General features: G+C 60.7%; 13 protein-coding genes and 1 pseudogene. 2 read left to right on the top strand and 12 right to left on the bottom strand.

The window, feature by feature from the left end; translation table 11 throughout:
• Position 1 precedes the first annotated feature (1 nt).
• From DDD63_RS04080 to DDD63_RS04035, 10 genes and pseudogenes are all read right to left on the bottom strand, one after another.
• The gene (locus DDD63_RS04080; RefSeq protein ID WP_240611410.1) at positions 2-895 is read right to left on the bottom strand and encodes a MaoC/PaaZ C-terminal domain-containing protein; all 894 of its coding nucleotides are present in this window, start codon (positions 893-895) and stop codon (positions 2-4) included.
• Between the two features lie 36 nt (positions 896-931).
• Positions 932-2,452 (bottom strand): AMP-binding protein, encoded by a 1,521-nt coding sequence (locus DDD63_RS04075; RefSeq protein ID WP_346426243.1) that lies wholly within the window; start codon positions 2,450-2,452, stop codon positions 932-934.
• On the bottom strand, positions 2,377-2,694 hold the full coding sequence (locus tag DDD63_RS13325) for a hypothetical protein (protein ID WP_346426232.1): 318 nt from the start codon (positions 2,692-2,694) through the stop codon (positions 2,377-2,379). Before DDD63_RS13325 ends, DDD63_RS04075 begins: the two co-directional genes overlap by 76 nt.
• A 133-nt stretch (positions 2,695-2,827) precedes the next feature.
• A complete protein-coding gene (gene caiB, locus DDD63_RS04070; protein WP_108715302.1) occupies positions 2,828-4,072 on the bottom strand; it encodes an L-carnitine CoA-transferase in 1,245 nt (414 codons plus the stop codon).
• Positions 4,073-4,155: 83 nt separating this feature from the next.
• Complete coding sequence (gene caiA / locus DDD63_RS04065) at positions 4,156-5,244, bottom strand: crotonobetainyl-CoA dehydrogenase (RefSeq protein WP_240611409.1); 1,089 nt, start codon at positions 5,242-5,244, stop codon at positions 4,156-4,158.
• A 70-nt stretch (positions 5,245-5,314) separates the two neighbouring features.
• Positions 5,315-6,532, bottom strand: coding sequence for an acetyl esterase (gene aes, locus DDD63_RS04060; protein WP_108715301.1), 1,218 nt, complete (start codon positions 6,530-6,532; stop codon positions 5,315-5,317).
• An 8-nt stretch (positions 6,533-6,540) separates the two neighbouring features.
• The gene (locus DDD63_RS04055; protein ID WP_108715300.1) at positions 6,541-7,974 is read right to left on the bottom strand and encodes an MFS transporter; all 1,434 of its coding nucleotides are present in this window, start codon (positions 7,972-7,974) and stop codon (positions 6,541-6,543) included.
• Between the two features lie 1,885 nt (positions 7,975-9,859).
• Positions 9,860-10,456 carry a hypothetical protein gene (locus DDD63_RS12395; RefSeq protein ID WP_205647312.1) on the bottom strand — a complete coding sequence of 199 codons (597 nt, stop codon included), beginning with the start codon at positions 10,454-10,456 and terminating at the stop codon, positions 9,860-9,862.
• 175 nt (positions 10,457-10,631) lie between these two features.
• Positions 10,632-12,335 (bottom strand): sodium:solute symporter family protein, encoded by a 1,704-nt coding sequence (locus tag DDD63_RS04040; RefSeq protein ID WP_108715298.1) that lies wholly within the window; start codon positions 12,333-12,335, stop codon positions 10,632-10,634.
• Positions 12,336-12,423: 88 nt separating this feature from the next.
• A pseudogene (locus tag DDD63_RS04035) lies at positions 12,424-13,299 on the bottom strand (Gfo/Idh/MocA family oxidoreductase); the annotation flags it as partial.
• A gap of 634 nt (positions 13,300-13,933) precedes the next feature.
• Between DDD63_RS04035 and DDD63_RS04030 the strand changes: the two are divergent.
• Positions 13,934-14,434 (top strand): hypothetical protein, encoded by a 501-nt coding sequence (locus DDD63_RS04030; RefSeq protein ID WP_108715297.1) that lies wholly within the window; start codon positions 13,934-13,936, stop codon positions 14,432-14,434.
• A gap of 34 nt (positions 14,435-14,468) precedes the next feature.
• A complete protein-coding gene (locus DDD63_RS12210; RefSeq protein ID WP_164505446.1) occupies positions 14,469-14,606 on the top strand; it encodes a hypothetical protein in 138 nt (45 codons plus the stop codon).
• A gap of 74 nt (positions 14,607-14,680) precedes the next feature.
• On the opposite strand, the gene DDD63_RS04025 is transcribed toward DDD63_RS12210, so the two are convergent.
• Positions 14,681-16,387, bottom strand: a complete 1,707-nt coding sequence (locus tag DDD63_RS04025) for an ABC transporter (protein WP_240611408.1) — start codon at positions 16,385-16,387, stop codon at positions 14,681-14,683.
• Positions 16,384-17,517, bottom strand: coding sequence for an ABC transporter ATP-binding protein (locus DDD63_RS04020; RefSeq protein ID WP_108715296.1), 1,134 nt, complete (start codon positions 17,515-17,517; stop codon positions 16,384-16,386). Before DDD63_RS04020 ends, DDD63_RS04025 begins: the two co-directional genes overlap by 4 nt.
• Positions 17,518-17,543: the final 26 nt, after the last annotated feature.

The raw sequence follows: 17,543 nt of genomic DNA, 5'->3' as shown, positions 1-17,543 counted from the left end.
TTCACCCGTCCAACCCGCACTCACTCGAACTCGATGATTCCCCAGTTGAGATGTGGCTTGGCGCCACTGGTCTCAAAGTCCTCATCCACGAGGCGGAAGCGCAGTTCACCCTCCCCACCTTCCACAGTTGGGTCTTCAAGGTGGAGCCAGGATGCACCGGCGAGGTGATACGGGTTTTGAATCGGGTGATGCGCTCCGGCTCACCCGGCACGTAGGCGTTGATAGCATGGCGCATCACCACGCCCGCGTAAGAGATGGCGTGCAGGATCGGGCGTGGCTCGCCGTTTTCTGCGGCATAGTCCCAGTCGATGTGCTGCGGATGATAGTCACCCGAGAGGCGATAGATCAGCGCTTGATTCTCCGGGATCCGCTCGCTCACCTCCACATCGGGCTCGGTCTGCGGCATCTCGACGATGTCTTTCGGCGGTTTCGGCCCGCCCCAGCCGCCGTCGTAAATCAGGCAGTCCCAAGACTCATTGGTGAAGAGCAGGTTACCCTCGGAATCGTAGGTGTCGCCGATATGCTGCGCTAGTAGGCCGCGGCCCTCGCCGCGGTCGTAGAGCCCTTCGAGTTTCACCTTGGTCTCCAGGTGGTCCGCCATCTTGGTGATCGGCCGGTGGAACCGAATGTCGAAACCCCAGTGCAGGGAGCCCGCATAGTTGTAGCCGTAGTCGATGGTGCGCGTGACTTCCGAGTCTACGATCAGCATGGCCCCGAACATGGGAAGGACCTTGAGCTGCGGGTCACGTTCGTCGTGCTCATTGAGATACTCGAGGCCGTCTTTACCGTCGATTCCCGCGCCGCATCCAAGCGCGAAGAGCTCGAGATCGCGGAAGGTGTAGTCGCGTGTGAAGGGGCCGAAGGTCTGCCCCACCATCTCGGTTTTGATAGTCATCCTTGTGTCCTTTCGGTTGTGCCTACTCCAGCGTGCCTACAGCAGGTCTTTGAGAACTTTTCCGTATTCGCCCCGCGGCAGTTCGTCGCGGAACTCAATGATTGTGGGAACTTTGAAGCAGGCCAGGTGCTGACGGGCGTAAACGGCCACATCTTCTTCGCTCAGGTCGCTTCCACCGGGAACAATCACCGCTTTTACCGCTTCGTCGCGCACCTCGTCAGGCACTCCGACGACGGCGACGTCGGCCACGCCCGGGCAGCCTCGCAGCACCCCTTCAACCTCCGCGGCCGAGATATTCTCACCGGAGCGTTTAATGAGATCTGCCTTGCGGTCAACGAAGTAGAACCATCCATCCGCGTCACGCGTGCCGATATCACCCGTGTGGTACCAGCCCTCCGAGTCGATCACCCGGGCAGTTGCCTCGGGATCATTCCAGTACCCCGCCATAAGAGAACGCCCGGGCGTGCCGCGGATGACGATCTCGCCACGCTCACCCGGTAGTGCCTCGCTTCCATCGGCGGTGAGGATTCTGACCTGGTAGCCGATTCCAGCGCGCCCGATAGACGGCCAACGACGCGGCCATGACGACAGGTCCGTGATGACACCTACCAGCGACTCGGTGGAGCCGTAGTTGTTCAGGAGGTGTACGCCGAACCGTTCTTCGAATCGTTGCTTTTCGGTATCGGTCAACGGCAGAAAGTAGTGAACATCGCGCACCCAGTGTTCGCGCTCTTGCGGGTCCACCGGTTGAAGGAGCAGGGTACGGATAATCATGGCCATGCCTTGAACGAGCGTGGCGTGGTGCTTGCGTGCCTGCCGCCAGAAACGCCGCGCAGAATAGCGGCGTTGAAGGATGAGTGTCGCCCCCGCGGCGATCACCGGCATAAGAGCAGATAGCTGTAGGTTGACATGGGTGGCAGCCATGGTGCTCAGATATCTGTCATCCGGTCCCATTCCGAGTTCCCAACAAACATATGTACCGGAGAAAATGAAATTGGCATGCGTCAGCATCACGCCTTTGGGTCGGTCCGTCGTTCCAGAGGTATACATGATTTCCAACAAGTCCTGATCCGCCAGAGGGCGGCGTTCCCGCAGCCGGGTCGACTCACCGAGTTTGAGCACGCCGTATCGGCCCACCGGCCGGGCGCCGTGCCGTGTTTGCGATTCATCCGACTCCTCGGCGGGTCCGGCCGCGGGTCCGGCACTTGCGGCCGATAAGTCGGCAGTTGCGGCCGAGGGTCCGGCGTCGTCGCACGATGGAGCAGAGGTACCGGTCGACGGCGCATCACCACCCGCCGAAAGGCCGGGGCCGTCGGGCCGCGATGCGACTGCAGGCCGTGATCCGGCGACATCGGGCACTACTTGCAGCGAGTCGGCACCACACGAGGCATCCACAACCACGACGTCCACCTGCGGTGAGACGGCTGACTGCTCCCACCGCTCGGCCTGCGTAACCAGCAGCCGAACATTGCAGGCTTCCACTATGTACCTGCATTCATTTGGCGTGTAGCACTCGCTGAGGGGAACGAGGACGGCACCGATTTTCGCCAGCGCCAAAAGGCATTCGATGAACTCGGGCGAGTTGCCCAGTTGTACCGCCACGCGATCCCCGCCTGCACACCACGGCCGAGGAACATATTGGCTGCCCGGTTCACCTCGTCGTCGAAGGCACGGTAGGTGTAGCGGCGAATCTGCTCCGTGTCCGTATCTTCGAAAACAAGGAACTCGTGATTGGGAATACGGGCGCATTGTTCCTCCCATAACCAGCGCACGTTCAACCCGTCTGCAAGCTCAGTCATAATGCCTCCTCAAACGGACTGCTACCTCTTCAACTTGGCCTTTGCCGGATAAGTCGGCGGCACCAGGCGGAACTGACTCCGCGCGGCCGCCGACTATCCCTCGCGACCGTCGGTTATCCCTCTCGGCCGCCGGTTATCCCTCTCGGCCGCCGTCCGCTTCCGACCCGTCACCGAAGCGGACGTTACCGGACGCGCGGAATCGCTCGACATCCTCGGGTGAAAAGCCTGCACGCGAGAGAAGATCCGCCGTGTCATAACCGAGCGGCGGCATGGGGCGCCAGAACCCGCCCGGATTGTTAGTGAATTTCGGGAATGTGTTGAGCCCCTTGACGCTCCGTCCCTCCGCGTTCTCCCATTCGATGAAGCATTCACGCTGTTTGACGTGCTCCTCGGCGAGGATATCATCGAACTCGAATACAACCTGTGCGGCGATACGGTGAGCAACGAAGTCCTTCTGCACGTCGTACTTGCTCTGAGTGAGCAGGTACTCGTCCAACTTCTGCTCGATGAGTTGTGCCTTGGGTCCGTCAAGCCAGAGGGCGGACGTATCCTCTGGATACTCCTCGGTGCCCCACAGCTCACCTAGACCGATGGTCTCCAGCAGGTACTTGTTCTGCGGCACGCCGTACACGCACAGTTGAATGAAACCGTCCTTGCAGCGATACTGCCCGATGCCGCACAGGTTCTGGTGACGCGCGCCCGGACGCGGATAGAGCACTCCCGCGTTGAGGTAATCCATCATGTAGTAGACGCCGACTCGCAGCAACGTCTCGTACATGGCCAGATCAATACTCTCTCCCTGCCCGGTGCGGCCGACCTTGTGCAACGCGGCGAGCGCCGCCGAGATGATCATGAGAGAGTTGAAGTAATCCCCGGAGTAGGGAGCAATTCCCATCGGCTGTTCCGGCGTACCATTCTGCGCGGTGATTCCGGCGTATGCCGCCACCGTGGAATCATAGGCTGCGGCATTGGTACGTTCCGGGTCGCCCCACTGGCCGAAACCGGATACGTGGACAATCACCAGTTGCGGGTTACGTTCCCACAGCATCTCGTCGGTGATTCCTTTACGCGCATAGACCGGCCCCTTGGACGACTCAATGAAGATATCCGCCTGCTCGACTAGGCGCAGCAAAATCTCCTTTCCTTCCTCCGAGAACGGGTTCATAGATAGGGAACGCATGTTGCGCCGCTCCATCTCCTTCACCCAGGTGGTATCGCGCATGGAGTCACCGGTGCCGGTGTTCTCGATCCACGTCACGTCGGCTCCCCACTCAGCCATGATCTCTGCGGCTGTGGGCGCGGCGATCTCTACGGCGGAGTAGACGACCCGCACGTCATCCAGCACGCCGAAGGACGGCTTGTTCATTTCGATAGTCATAACTGTCTCCTCAATCGTGTTGCCGCAGGCATCTCTCGCCTAGCGGTACTCCTTGAGTGCGGCCCGTCCGGCGGTCAGGATCATCATTTCGTCCGTTCCCCGGACACCCGGTCCACACGAAGATCGCGGAAGAACCGCTGCACGCGGTGCTCTCCGGTGATGCCGATGCCGGCAAGGACCTGCAGTGCGTCGTCGACCACCTCGAAGGCTGCATGAGCGCAGTAGTACTTGGCCATGGAGCAGTCGCCTCGGCCAAGCAGTCCGTTATCCTTCTTCCAGGCGATTTCGTAGAGCATGTTGCGCATATTGGTCAGCTTGACCTTCATGTCCGCGAACTTCAGCTGGATCAGCTGATGGCGTGCGATGGCCTGTCCGCCTTGGATGCGCTGGTTGGCGTACTTCGCCGCGTCTTCAAAGGCACAGTAGGCCTGCCCGTAATTTGTTAGCGCAACGAGGAATCGCTCCAGGTCGAAGTCGGCGACTCCCCGCTTGAAGCCGTTTCCTTCGGTTCCGAAGAGGTCGCTCTCCTCCAGTTCGACGTCGTCGAAATAGAGTTCCGCACAAGAATCCATGCGCAGCCCCAGCTTGTGTAGAGGCTCCTTTGTGATGCCCTCTTTGCTCATATCGACGAACCATTCGGAGTAGACGTCCATATCATCGGCGTTGCGTGCCATCACTACCATGTACGGAACTTTCATGGAGGAGGTTTGGAAGGTCTTGTGGCCGTTCAGGTACACCTTGCCGTCGCGTCGGGTGTAGGTAGTGCGCATGTCATCCCAGGACGATCCGGCACTCGGTTCCGTCATGGCATAGTTGAGCATCTGCTTGCCCGAGCCGACGAAGGCGAGGATCTTCTTCTTCTGTTCCTCTGTTCCTTCCCGGATTACCGTGTCCCAGCAGGGAAGCTGGTAAAGCACATAGGTCGGACCGCCCAGGCGGCCCAGCTCCTCGTACGCGGCAGCGAGGGTCACCCAACCGAAACCGAAGCCGTCATATTCCTCGGGAAGCAGGATCCGGTCAAAGCCGATGTCACAGATGGCCTTGACCCATTCCTCCGGGTATTCCGAGTTCTCATCGCACTCGTGGAAGTAGGTCTCCCACGGGCGAGAGTTCATGAACTCCGTGAAGCCATCCACCATGAGCTGCTGGTCTTCATTGAGGGAAAAATCCATATGTCTGTAGTCTTTCTTATCTGTTGTGTTCGTAATGTGTCGTGTTCGTGCGTGAATCTGTGAGCACCGGCTAGACGGCATCCGGCGGGGCGGGGTCGCGCTGCTCACTCGGCCCGTCTGACGTCGCCGAAACACTCGATGTCGCCGAAGCACCCGGTGTCACCGGAGCAGCCGGACTTGCCGGAACACCCGACGTCGCCGGAACAGCCGACGTAACCGAAGCACCAGAGGCCCCCGGAGCACCTGATACAGCAGGACCACCCGGTGTAACCGGCGTGCCTTGCGTCGTCGACTCGGCAGCGTCGGCCCGTGTACTCGACCCGCCGCGCAGCCGAACCGTGCGGAAGAACCTCCCGCCGCTCTCTAAAACCTCGCGCGCGGCTGGCAGTATCTTGGAATGGTGGAGGAAGCCGTGCAGCACGCCCGATACCTCCTCGAAGGCGTGGACCACGCCGTAGTGCTCACATACTGCAGCCAGGGTGCGCGAATCATCACGCAGCGGGTCCAGTGCGGCAGCCACGATATAACAGGGCGGAATGCCGTCCAGGTCGTTGCCGAGAATGTCGAAATAAGGCGCCCGCACATCCTCCGGCCCGCGGAGGTACAAATTCTTGTACCAGGCAAAGTCCTCCTCCGTCAGACCATCCCACGGCCCACCGAACAGTCGGATTGACATGGAATCTCGCAGCCCGTAAGAACCGTAATAGAGCAGAAGACAGCGAATATCCGCGGCGTCCTTCTCTACATCCCGCAGGTGGAGGTAGGTTGCGAAAGCCATATTCGCGCCTCCGGAATCCCCAGCCAGAGAAATATCGCTGGCATCGATATTCCATTCGTCAGCTGCGGTGCGCAGATGTTGGACTACTGCCACGCATTCCTCGATCGCCTGCGGGTAGCGCGCCTCTGGAGAAAGAGTGTAGTCAACGGCAAGAACTGCGGCGCCAGTCTCTTCGGCAAGGATCCGGCAGATCCGCGAGTGGGTGTTTAGGTTTCCAACTACCCACCCTCCGCCATGGACGTAGACGATCACTGGCAGTGCAGGGGTCGACGTCGGCCGATACATGCGAACAGTTACCTGACCGTGCGGCGTCTTAACCCTGTTTTCGCGAATCGATGCCGGTTGTGGGCCGCCTTCGTTCCAGAAGGCACGTTCGGTGTCATATGCCATGCGCATCTCGTGGAAAGTCTGGTCGGTCGAGTATGCCCCGGCCGCAAGTTCGTTTTGTTTAGCGACGACGGCGCCCATCTCCGGGCTCCACATCGCGGGGACATTCAGCTTGTTAGGCATCACCACTCCTATTCGCGCCCGCGCTTGGCCTCAGCATCCACCGGGGATGATGCGGACGAAGCAGCGGAATTCTGGCTTGCCTGTTTGCCGTCGTGCTCGGACGCGTGCTCGGTGCCATGCTCCGAGGCATGCCCGGCGGCATGCTCTGCGGCAGCAACTTCGTCCGCCTCAAGCTTCGCTTTGTTCCTGCGCACGTAGAACAGCAGGGCCAGCGCGAATGCCGCAGCCAGAAGCGCCGCGACGGCCAAAATGATGAAGATGCTCCGGTACGCGTCGTTGCCCGACTTGTCGATCATGGCGCCAAACCATGTGGAAGAGAAGGTGTCCGGGAGGAAGCCCACCACGGAGAGGATTCCGGTTGCTGTTCCGAAAATGGTCAAGGGTACCTTCCCTTCGGTCAGCTGTGAGGAAACAATGCCGAACACGCCATTGCCGATGAAACCGAGCAAGATGATCAAAATGGCTGCCACGACCGTCATTGCGACAGTGGTCGGAAGGAAGGTGAAGACGACGAGGATCAGCGCCGCCACCACCGATCCGGTCACGATGACGCGCGAGGGCGAGCCGACGGCCTTCGCCATGAATCCGAACGCGGGGCCGGACAGGAGTGTGATGCCGTAGGTACGGACAATTGATACAACAGAGACAATGGTGAGCGAGGCTCCCATCACCGTTTGCAGGTACGGGGTCGTGTAGGCAACTCCGGTGTAGTAGAAGTAAACGAAGAACAGGCAGCAAGCTGAAAGCCACACAACAGGGCTGCGTAGGGCAGCGGTCAGCTCGTGGAGGTTGAAACCACCGCCATCACGATTGATCTCGCCTTCGAACTTCGGGATGAAGAGGAAGGAGAGAACGCCGAGGATCAGGATGATGCATCCGAGGAAGATCAGCAGTGTGCGTACACCCGCCGCCAGGTGGTTTACGAAACGTCCGATAATCCACAGATTAATGAGGTTGACGACAAGCCCAGCAGCACCGTAGATACCGTAGGAGATGCCAATATTACGGGAGTATTCATCCTCTTCCGAGATCAGACGCACCAGTTTGTAGCGAATTCCCCACCAGATCAGAATAGTTGTGATGCCCATGCCGACGAAGACGAGCATCAGTGTATTGAAGGACGGAAGGAGCGCGTATACGAAGGTCAGAGCCGCCGTCGTTGAGAATCCGACCCAACCGAGTGTGCGCACCCGAACCTTGTCTGCGACGATACCGGACGGGAGGTAGCAGATTGTGGCTGTGATCGCGTAAGCCGACAGCAGTTTTCCAAGATCAGCGTTGGTGGCATTCAGCGCCTGCATCAGTGGATCGTAGAAGACCGTCTTCAGGTAGGCGGGCGTGTAAATGATAGAACTGCCCATCGAGACTAGGACAAGGAGGAAGATGCGATGGCCAGGGGTCAGATCCCTGGCATGCACCTCACGGCGCAGAGAACTCAGCATGAGTGTCCCTTTCTTCTTATGTTGGATAACTAGCCGGGATCGCGTCCCAAAATCGGCATTGCGGTAGGCCTCTAGCGGGCGGTGTGACACGAGCGCGCCAAGCAAACATCAATTCACTACCTGACACGCGGCGAGTCCATGCTTCTGCGCCAATGCCCAGCGGGAAAGGAGCCCGCACGGACGCGAAGCGAGACCATAACCCGGCGCAAACGCCCAGCGTGAAAATAACCCACACAGACGCAAGGCAAGACCACACCCCAGCACAAATACCTAGCGTGAAAAGAACGCGAACAGTGGAAGGGCGGAAGTAAGCAAATGGACGGAGCCCGTCCAAAACACACTTTCGATCTTGTGGCCCCCCGCCTCGTGGGCGGTAATCGATCCTTCCGTCCCGTCCCACCCATTGGGAGGCAACGAGGATCCGCGTACCACACCGGACCACGTGTCCACCATAGCAGCCTCAGTCAACTACTTCACTCTCAGACTGCCCCAATTCTCAGCAAGTGCAACTCCGGGGCAAATCGCACGGCAAAAAGGGGACGTTAGTCCTCGGAGAAATGGACGACTACCGTCCAAAAATGGCGATATTTCAAGCATAAATGTCCAGCTGAGAATTTGTGCAGGAAGCGTATTTCGACGTATTAGGCGCAGTGGATCGCGCAGATCCATCCACAGGATCAGCGCGACTAGAACCCCGTCATCATATCATTGATGACGACTCTCCCCTCGCGCATACATGTTGCGTTCCTAGCGGAATTAGCCAAGGCTCGCATACACCGCGTCAAAGGCTCATGCCCACAAAGCCGTATTCGAGCAGGATCAACCATGGTGTGCGTACACCGCATCGAAGGTCCGTCCCCACCAAGCTGTATTCGAGCAGGATCAACCAAGCCCGCATAGTCTCGTTATCGTCGCATCACACTAATCGTCGCGTCTTGGTTGGAAAGAAGCTTCACATCCCGGCTGTTTCGAGCCGCACACCCACTCTGTCCGACAGAACGCGGCTAGAGCCGACGCCAAGTGCGCTTGTACCTCACGCCAAGTGCGCCTATCTCTCACGCCAAGTGCGCTTATACCTCACGCAAGTGTGCCTATCCCTCACGCCAAGTGCGCTTATACCTCACGCAAGTGTGCCTATCCCTCACGCCAAGTGTCAAAATCCCGTCCAAACGATTCGAGCGGGACGCGGTAGCCTTCTCGAATCCGCATAATTCCGCCATTCTTTAGATGGAGCCATTCCACTTCGCTTCCGTTTGGACGGGATTTTGACACATCGTCGGGCGGAGGTGGCTCGCACACGCTACTCGCGGCCCGGGAGCGGCTTGCGCTCACGGGCGGATGGCAGTCGTATACGCTCTCGCCCGATCTTGCCGTAAAATGCGACGGACGCGGATGACAATCACTCCCGTGCATTACTCTGCCACCAGGGGCGCACGCGCCCTGGGCGCATCACCGAACACAGGCTTTAGTTCTCGGCCGTCCGGATGCCCAGCGGAGCACCTTGGTTTGCTAGCCGCCTGCGCACGAGCCAGCACCACTACCCACGCACGCCAAAGGCGTGCGGCCTGCGCCGATAGATGCGAGGACACCGAAGGCCGCTACCCACGCACGCCAAAGGCGTGCACTGCATGCGTCCCATTCCTCGATACAGCCTTTCGACTGCCCATAAGCGCCTAGCGGAGTCCACACAGCCAGCAGGACCCCACGCGCCTAGTACAGTCCCATGCACCCGGCAGGGTGCCTCACGATTGTCGTCAATATAGGACAGGGCGCCACTATCGCTCTTATGTGCCCGATACGGGCGCATACAAACAACGTCGGTGAAAACACCGCCACCGGTCACGCATCCTTTGAAGCCGACAATAGCGCCGAGGAGCCTTCCGAATCACCGGCCGCGATCTTTGACGGACTCGTGCGGGCGGAGCCACAGCCAGAGGAAGAACAGTGCGGCCACACCGATCATCCCCAATCCGCACCACAGGTCAAGGTTCAGACCTGCTGCCTTGGCAAGGTCTTCATCGCTAACGAAAAAGGCCCCGTAGAAGGCGAGCATTCCGCCCATCACGAGGAACAAAGCGACGATCCAGGTTCGCAGGTCGAGAACGGACATATGCGGCCTGCGAACGCTGACCGCACGTTGCGAGGTAGTTGCACCCGCCTCCATACCAGCCGCAGTCGCCCCTGTACCAGCCATGCTCGTCTCCTTGACAGCCACTCTTTCCTCGTTGCCGGCCGCGCCAGCCGCAGTCGCCCCCAAACCAGTCACACTCGCCCCCGTACCAGTAACGCCTGTCTCCGTGTCAGCCACGTTCACCCCCGTGCCAGCCGCTCTCACCTCCCCAGCTACACGCACCTGCGTGCCCGTCACACCATCAACGGCGACCCCGTCACCAGAGCTCACATCATGTTGTTGCCGCGCACGCGGGCTAGAGGTCTCGTCCTGCGCTTCGGCGGAGCCGCGCGCTTCGGCAGAGCCGCGCATCTGGGCGGAGCCATGCGCTTGGGCGGAACCGCGCGCTTGAGCGGAGCCGCGCGTTTGAACCGAGCCGCGCGTTTGAGCCGAGCCGTGTGCTTGTTCGCTCTTGCGCCCTGTCGCATCCGGCCAACTATCCGCCCGGCTTGCTCCGCTCGATTGCTTAGAGGACGACATTTCCATCTCAGCCCACCACCACATTCAGAATAACCAGGCAGATCAGAACCGCGATGCCCAGCGGCCACGGGTTCTCCCACCACTTGAGTTTCTCACCTTCGGCTACCCGCTCCCGCTCGGCCTTAACCGCCACCCTGTGTAGGTCAGGCGCCGGCTGCGCACCGCGGATCGGCATTTTTGTGCGTCCCCACACTAGACCGTCCAGTTCTTCGTCCGCCTTCGGCCGCCCGCGCAGCGTGATAATCACCGAGACGGTGATATCGAAAATGAAAGCCATGCCGCTGCCCGTAAAGGAGGCGGCCTGCTGCGAATTGAACTCGAGAATGCCCGCCATGTACCCGGCTTGCACGCCCGCTGCTCCCAATGCGCCGGCTACCAGCCCCCACAGCCCCGCCCAGGGCGACATCCGTTTCCAGAACATGCCAAGAATGAACGTGGCGAAAAGCGGCGCGTTGAAAATCGATTGCAGGAGTTGGATGTAGTCCTGAATATTGTTGAAACCGGCGGCAATGAAGGCCGCCCCCACCGCAACTAGCACCCCGGCAACAGTGAGCTTGCGGCCGACCCGCAGATAATACGTATCCTTGCGGCCAGGGCGCACATAGGTCTGCCAGATGTCATAGGTGACAACCGTGTTGAAGGAGGAGACGTTGGCGGCCATGCCGGCCATGAAGGCAGCGATCAGCGCGGCCAGCGCCAACCCCACCAGACCGGTGGGCAGTATCTCGCCGATAAGTGCGGGAAGCGCTTCATTATGTGAAAGGGTGCCATCACTCAACTCCGGGATCAGCACCGCCGCCACCAGCCCGGGCATGATGATAATCGCCGGAAGAAGCATCTTCGGGATCGCGGCAATAATAGGAGTGCGCTGGGCCGCAGACATGTCCTTGGCCGAAAGCGCGCGTTGTACCTCGGTGAAGTTAGTGGTCCAGTAGCCGAAGGAGTTGACGAATCCCATACCCAGCAGCAGCGCGATCCAGTTGCCATACGGGTTGGTCGTGTTACCGAGACCGGTGCCACCCCACACCGAGAGGCCATTCTCCCCCAGCACCTGCGTACTGTTGATGGTGTCGATCAGGCCAGAAACCCCGCCGACCCGTGCCAGCCCACCCACGGTCAGCGGCGCGAGGAAGGCCACAATAATGAGGAACTGCAACACCTCGTTGTACATGGTGGCAGTAAGTCCGCCCATAGTGGTGTACAACAGTACAACCCCGGCCGCAGCGATGATTGACGCCCAGAGCGGCCATCCGATCAGAACGTTGATCAGAAGCGCAAGCGCAAAGAGGTTGATACCTGCCACGAGGATGGTGGCGACGGCGAAGACGATGGACTGGTACAGATGCGTGGGGCGGTTGAAACGCAAACGCAAATATTCGGGCACCGACCGCACGCGTGATCCGTAATAGAACGGCATCATGATCAGGCCCAAGAACACCATGGCCGGCACCGCGCCAATCCAGTAGTAGTGCACTGTTGCCAAACCGTATTGAGAGCCGTTGGCCGCCATGCCAATCAGCTCGGTGGCCCCGATATTGGCACTGAGGAAGGCCAGTGCACAGATCCACGCCGGAAGGGAACGTCCAGAGAGGAAGTAATCCTCGGAGGTGAGAACCTTGCGCTTGGTGACCACGCCGATGGCGATGACGAAGAAGAGGTAGACGGCGACGAATGAGTAATCGAAAAGCGTTGCGTTGAGCCGTAAATCCATCAGGCGTCCATCCCTCAACTTCGGCGATCCGTACCGGGCGGTGCTCTCGGCGCGATATGCCGCAGGCGGCGGCGATACGCAAGGCGGCGACGGCGTCGTCGATGGTTGAGGGAACGCCGGCGCCTTCGGTGATGATGGCGAGGAAGGCGTCCAGTTCGCGTTCGTAACAGTCTTTGAAGCGGGCGATGAAGTCGATCCACGGCTCACCGCTCGGATAGGTGGTGCCGGGTTCCAGCGAGTGCACGGGAAGGCGCTCGTCCATTCCGACGACGTCGGTGCCCGCCGTCCCGTGCAGTTCCATTCGCACGTCGTATCCGGCTCCGTTGAAGCGGGAGGAGTGGGCGGTCACGAGGATATCGTCTTCCATGCGCATGGTGACGGTTGTTTCGGCGACGTCGCCGAAGTCTGCGAAATCGGCCAGGCCGAGGTCTGTACCGAAGGCAAAGACTTCTTCCACTTCCCTACCGCTGACCCAGCGCAACACGTCGAAGTCGTGGATGAGGCAGTCGGTGTAGATGCCGCCAGAGGCAGCGAGGAATTCGCGGGCGGCAGGCACCTGGTCGAGTGTTCCCATGTGAATGCGGCGTAGGTCTCCAATTGTGCCAGCGGCCACACGGTGGCGTGCAGTGGTGTACGCCGGGTCGAAGCGGCGTTGGAATCCGACATGAACCGGCACATTCGCCTGCCTTGCGGCGTCCCCGGCCCGGCGCGTAGAGAGGATGTCCAGGGCAATGGGTTTTTCGCAGAAGATCGGGATACCAAGGCGGACGGCACGGCAGATGAGGTCCGCATGGGTGTCCGTGGAAGTGGCGATGACGAGGCCGTCCAGGTCGGTGGCGGCCAGTAGGCCATCGGGGCTGCGAACCTCGGCGCCGTAGAGGCTCGCGGCGTGTTCCGCCCGCTCCGCACGCCTATCGGCGACGACGAGGCCGCCCACGCGCGGTGCCAGCAACCCGGCGTGCATCACGCCGATGCGACCAGCACCCAACAGTCCAATGCGCGGCTGCGACATATCCATGCTCCTCACGGCCGGTCAGCCCCGTCCGACCTTCGCCTATCAACGATGGGACGGGGCCATCATACCCGTTTGCGGCGAAAGGTGAGGGGTTGTGGGGCGGTACGGTGGCCTCTCTCCTCGTTTCATGTAGCGCGTCCGAAGGTTCATGTAGCGCGTCCGTGGGTTCTCTGCCCCCGTTTCGCCGAAGAGGAAGGTCACTCGCCAAAGCAAGGAGAAGATTCTCAAGTAGGCCGCGCGCCTTGCTGAATGCTTCGGAGGAAAAGTAGACTTTCGCGGATACCGCTCAGGCCGACAGCCAACAGAATCGAACACTTCTGCTTGCTTAACGCCCGCAGAAGCAGACACCGGTTTAAACTCAGCTTGTTCTGCTCTGGGCATGCTGCGTAATTCAGTCTCAGCAACCTTTGGCTTGACGCCTCCGCCGACTGGGATTTTGATCGCGTACTCGAAGAAAGGGAACATGACCCGTTCAAGCCAATCGCGACGTACCTGCCGGGCAATTGGAAGCCCGTCTCGAGAGCGTCAGACGGCCATGACTACCTCTCCGAGTACTTCGGCACTTTCGACTCGGAAACAAAGGATGCCTGGCACGACACCGAAACCGCGCGCACTGCGCGTTTTCCTCGGGTTCATCATTTGCTGCTTGCTGGCAGTTCCCGCTACAGCCGTTTTTACCGGCGGCCTCAAGGCACCGCAGGATATCGGCTGGGTACTATCGTGCGGACTCGCGGCCATCCTCTTGTCTATTTTGATGTGGCTCTACGAGAAGGCAAGAAGCCAAAAACTACGATGGCAGCAACCAACGGCATTGTTCGGAGTGTTCAGTGCCCTATATATCGCACTGAGTGCATATAACTTGGCACATTGGTCAGAGATCGTAGATGCGGCGCGGCAGCAAGATCCCACGCAGTCTTTTCGAAGCATCCTTGGGACGCTTCTCACCCCGTTTTTCCTTGCGTTCCTATGCTTTACCGCGCTGGCGTGCGTGGTCTACGAGCGGTTCCATCACGGCGATCAGTCGAACACCGATATGGAGACGTTTTCGGACCACCCGGATTCATCCGATTCCGTCCATTCGTGAAGTAACGGATATCGACTCGACGTCGTGGAACCATGTGGATCGCCGCTATCTCATGAAGGCTCATGCCGTTGGCATCGCCTGGCAGGAAGATGCCGATGTACTCCGGCTTCTGTCATTCGACATCGGAGATTCACGAGTTGTGAATATCGATCAGCAGTGGACCAAGGACTAGGACTCGACCACGCTGCTACCCGATATCCGGAGAATCCGAGGCAGATGATGTCGGTTGAGGCACCGCTCATCCCCTCACCCCGCCTTCAAGCTGCGGCGTCGGAAAATGAACAGCGAACAGCCCAGCAACACCGTGGCAGCCGCCAACTGCCCGACGATCACGCGCGGGTCTGGAGTGTCCACGGGAAGCACGCCCACCATATGCGCGGGCGAGATATCGCGCGCCCACTCCGGTAGTTGCAACGCCTCGGCGAGGAATCCGACCACCACCGTCCACGCGATAGCCACCCACCCCACCACCGGCCAGCGCGGGCCGATCGCGGCGAGCACCGCCGATAGCGCACCGATGAGGAGCACCGAGGCAAGGTATGAACTGCCGACCTCCACTGCCGTGCGGATCGACTCGGACTGCCCGGAGGATGCGGCCGTGCCAATGCCGAGTATCAAGGCGGAGGCAGCAACCACGAGGAGGGAGGAAAGCAACGTCGCCGCCCACCACCCTGCCCACAGTCTGGCCCGCGGGCAGCGGGTGGACGCGAGCAAACCTATTCGCCCTGCCGCTTCTTCCGCACCGAAATGCGAAGCACCTTGCACGCTGATTGCCCCGGCGGCCGCGACGATGATAATCGAGGCCATCATCGTCATGAGGTCGGTGCTTCGTTCCAGGCCCATCGCTTCGAGCAGCGATGGATTGTCGTTGATGATCTTCGTCATCTCCGTACTGAAGCCTCCGATAAGAAGCGCCCACAGGCAGGCGACGAAGGCCCAGGTAACGGTTGCGGTCCGCTCGCTGCGCAACGCCAGCTTCCATGCGGAAATATGCCCACTGCCGCGAATCGGCCCGGGCTTGGGCGCGATGAGCCCCGCACCCAAATCGCGCCGCACGGCGGCCATGCCACTGGCTAGCAGCAAAAGCAGCGCGCTGGCGCCGTACGCCACCAGGGGCCAAGCGCGTGGAGCATCGAAGGAACGGACTTCCGGAAGCCACCCGAGCGGGCTCAGCCACACGACGCCGAGTTCCAGCCCATCCACGAGAAAACGGACCAGGTATGCAATGCTGAAGATGACGATCCCGAGTTGCTGCGCACTGCGGGCCTGTTGGCACAGTTGAGCCAGCAGCAGGCCGACGGCACCGAAGAACAGGATGCAAGCGCCCGCCGCAGCCGCATACCACGCCGAACCAGCAGCGGGCAGGCCGACTGCGACCATCCCGGCGGTCATCACCGCTCCTGTTGCGAGAGCGGTCAGGATCATCAGGCCGGCGGCCGATACCAACGGTGTCAAACGCCCCACCCGCGACGCGGTGAGCAATTCGGTCCGTCCGCTCTCCTCCTCGCGGCGAGTAAGGCGCACGGCAACCACAATTCCCAGCAGGGGGAAGAGAATCTGCCCGAGGAAACCAACCTCGGCCGCCGTGATCCCACCCAGTGTGGTCAGGCCATAGCCCCGGCCGTTGAACGCGGCGGATGACACGGATTCCCCCGCGCTCGCCGCGTAGGCCACGCGCTCGGATAACGTCGGATACAACCCTTTGATGCCGGAGGCAACCGCGGCAACCAGTAGGGCGCAGATAAGCACGGTCAGGGTGAGAGTCGGCCGTGCCGTGCGGGCGCCGAGCATGAGCGCACGCGGCAAGCTCGCGAAGGGCCGCGCCACGCCACGTCCGGTGGCGGAGTGATCGCCCGCTGAGCGGGCGACTGGGTGGCGTGCCGAGCCGACGGATACGGCGCGATCTACTGCGGGAGTGACCTCGGAGCGTCCTGTTGAGAGGGCGGTGTTCATCGCGTCCAGCCTTCGATTCCGCCCGACTCGGGCTTGCCACCGTGCACCCCGCTCAACTCGGCCCCGGCACCGCTTACACTCTCCGGCTCGCGCTCAGCGCTGTCAGGTCCGCATTCTTCCCGGTTTACGCCGTCCGAACCGTCCGCCTGGCAGTTGACGCCGTTGATTCCGCCCCGCTCCAATTGAACGCCGCTTGCACTTCCTGCTTCCCGATCGTCGCCGTCGTCGGCGTACCGTTCCAGGAAGAGCTGTTCTAGACTCGGCGGGCGTACGGCCACCTGCGAAACCGACACGGACCCGAGTAACGCCAGCACTGCGGGCAAAGCGTCCGCCTCGGCCAACAGTGTGCTTCGTACACCGCGTGGCACTTCTCGCACCTGTACATTGCTGACACCTGCTAGTCGTCCCACACCCGGCAGCGGGGCGTCGCTCACGACGTCGACGGTGGTCGCTGCCGTGGCTCGCAGGTCGGCCAGCGAACCCGTGAACACCTGCCTCCCTGCCCGCACCACGGTCACGGTGTCGCACAGCGATTCAACTTCGGCAAGGATGTGGCTGGAGAGCAGCACGCTCGTGCCTTCCGCGTTGCGTTCAGCAACGACCTGCTGGAAGACGGCTTCCATCAGCGGGTCGAGTCCCGATGTGGGCTCGTCCAGCACCAACAGGTCGACGTCGCAGGCCAGCGCGGCTACTAGAGCTACTTTCTGGCGGTTTCCCTTGGAGTAGGTTCGGAAGCGGCGGCTCGGGTCGAGCTCGAAACGTTCGATGAGTTCGTCGCGGCGGTGCCGATTCATCCCGCCATGGAATCCGCCTAGAACGTCAATACACTGTCCGCCGGTCAAGCCGGGCCAGAGCATGGTATCGCCGGGAACGTAGGCGAGCCGGGCGTGGATATCCACGGCACGATCCCAGGCATCCAGACCGAACACCGTCATATGGCCGCCGTCCAGCCGCAGCTGCCCGAGTGCAGCGCGGATTGTTGTGGATTTACCCGCACCGTTGGGACCGAGGAATCCGTGCACTTCTCCGCGAGCAACGGCGAGGTCCAGACCGGCAAGGGCGGTGATACTGCCGAAGGACTTATGTAAGTCACGCCCTTCCAACATTAAATCTGATAGTGACTGTCTCATAATAGTCACTCTACTCTTTGTTCTCG

The organism is Actinobaculum sp. 313, assembly GCF_003073475.1.
Classification (GTDB): Bacteria; Actinomycetota; Actinomycetes; order Actinomycetales; family Actinomycetaceae; genus Asp313.
The sequence above is the reverse complement of the archived record's forward strand: the minus strand, read 5'-3'. Positions and strand labels throughout refer to the sequence as shown.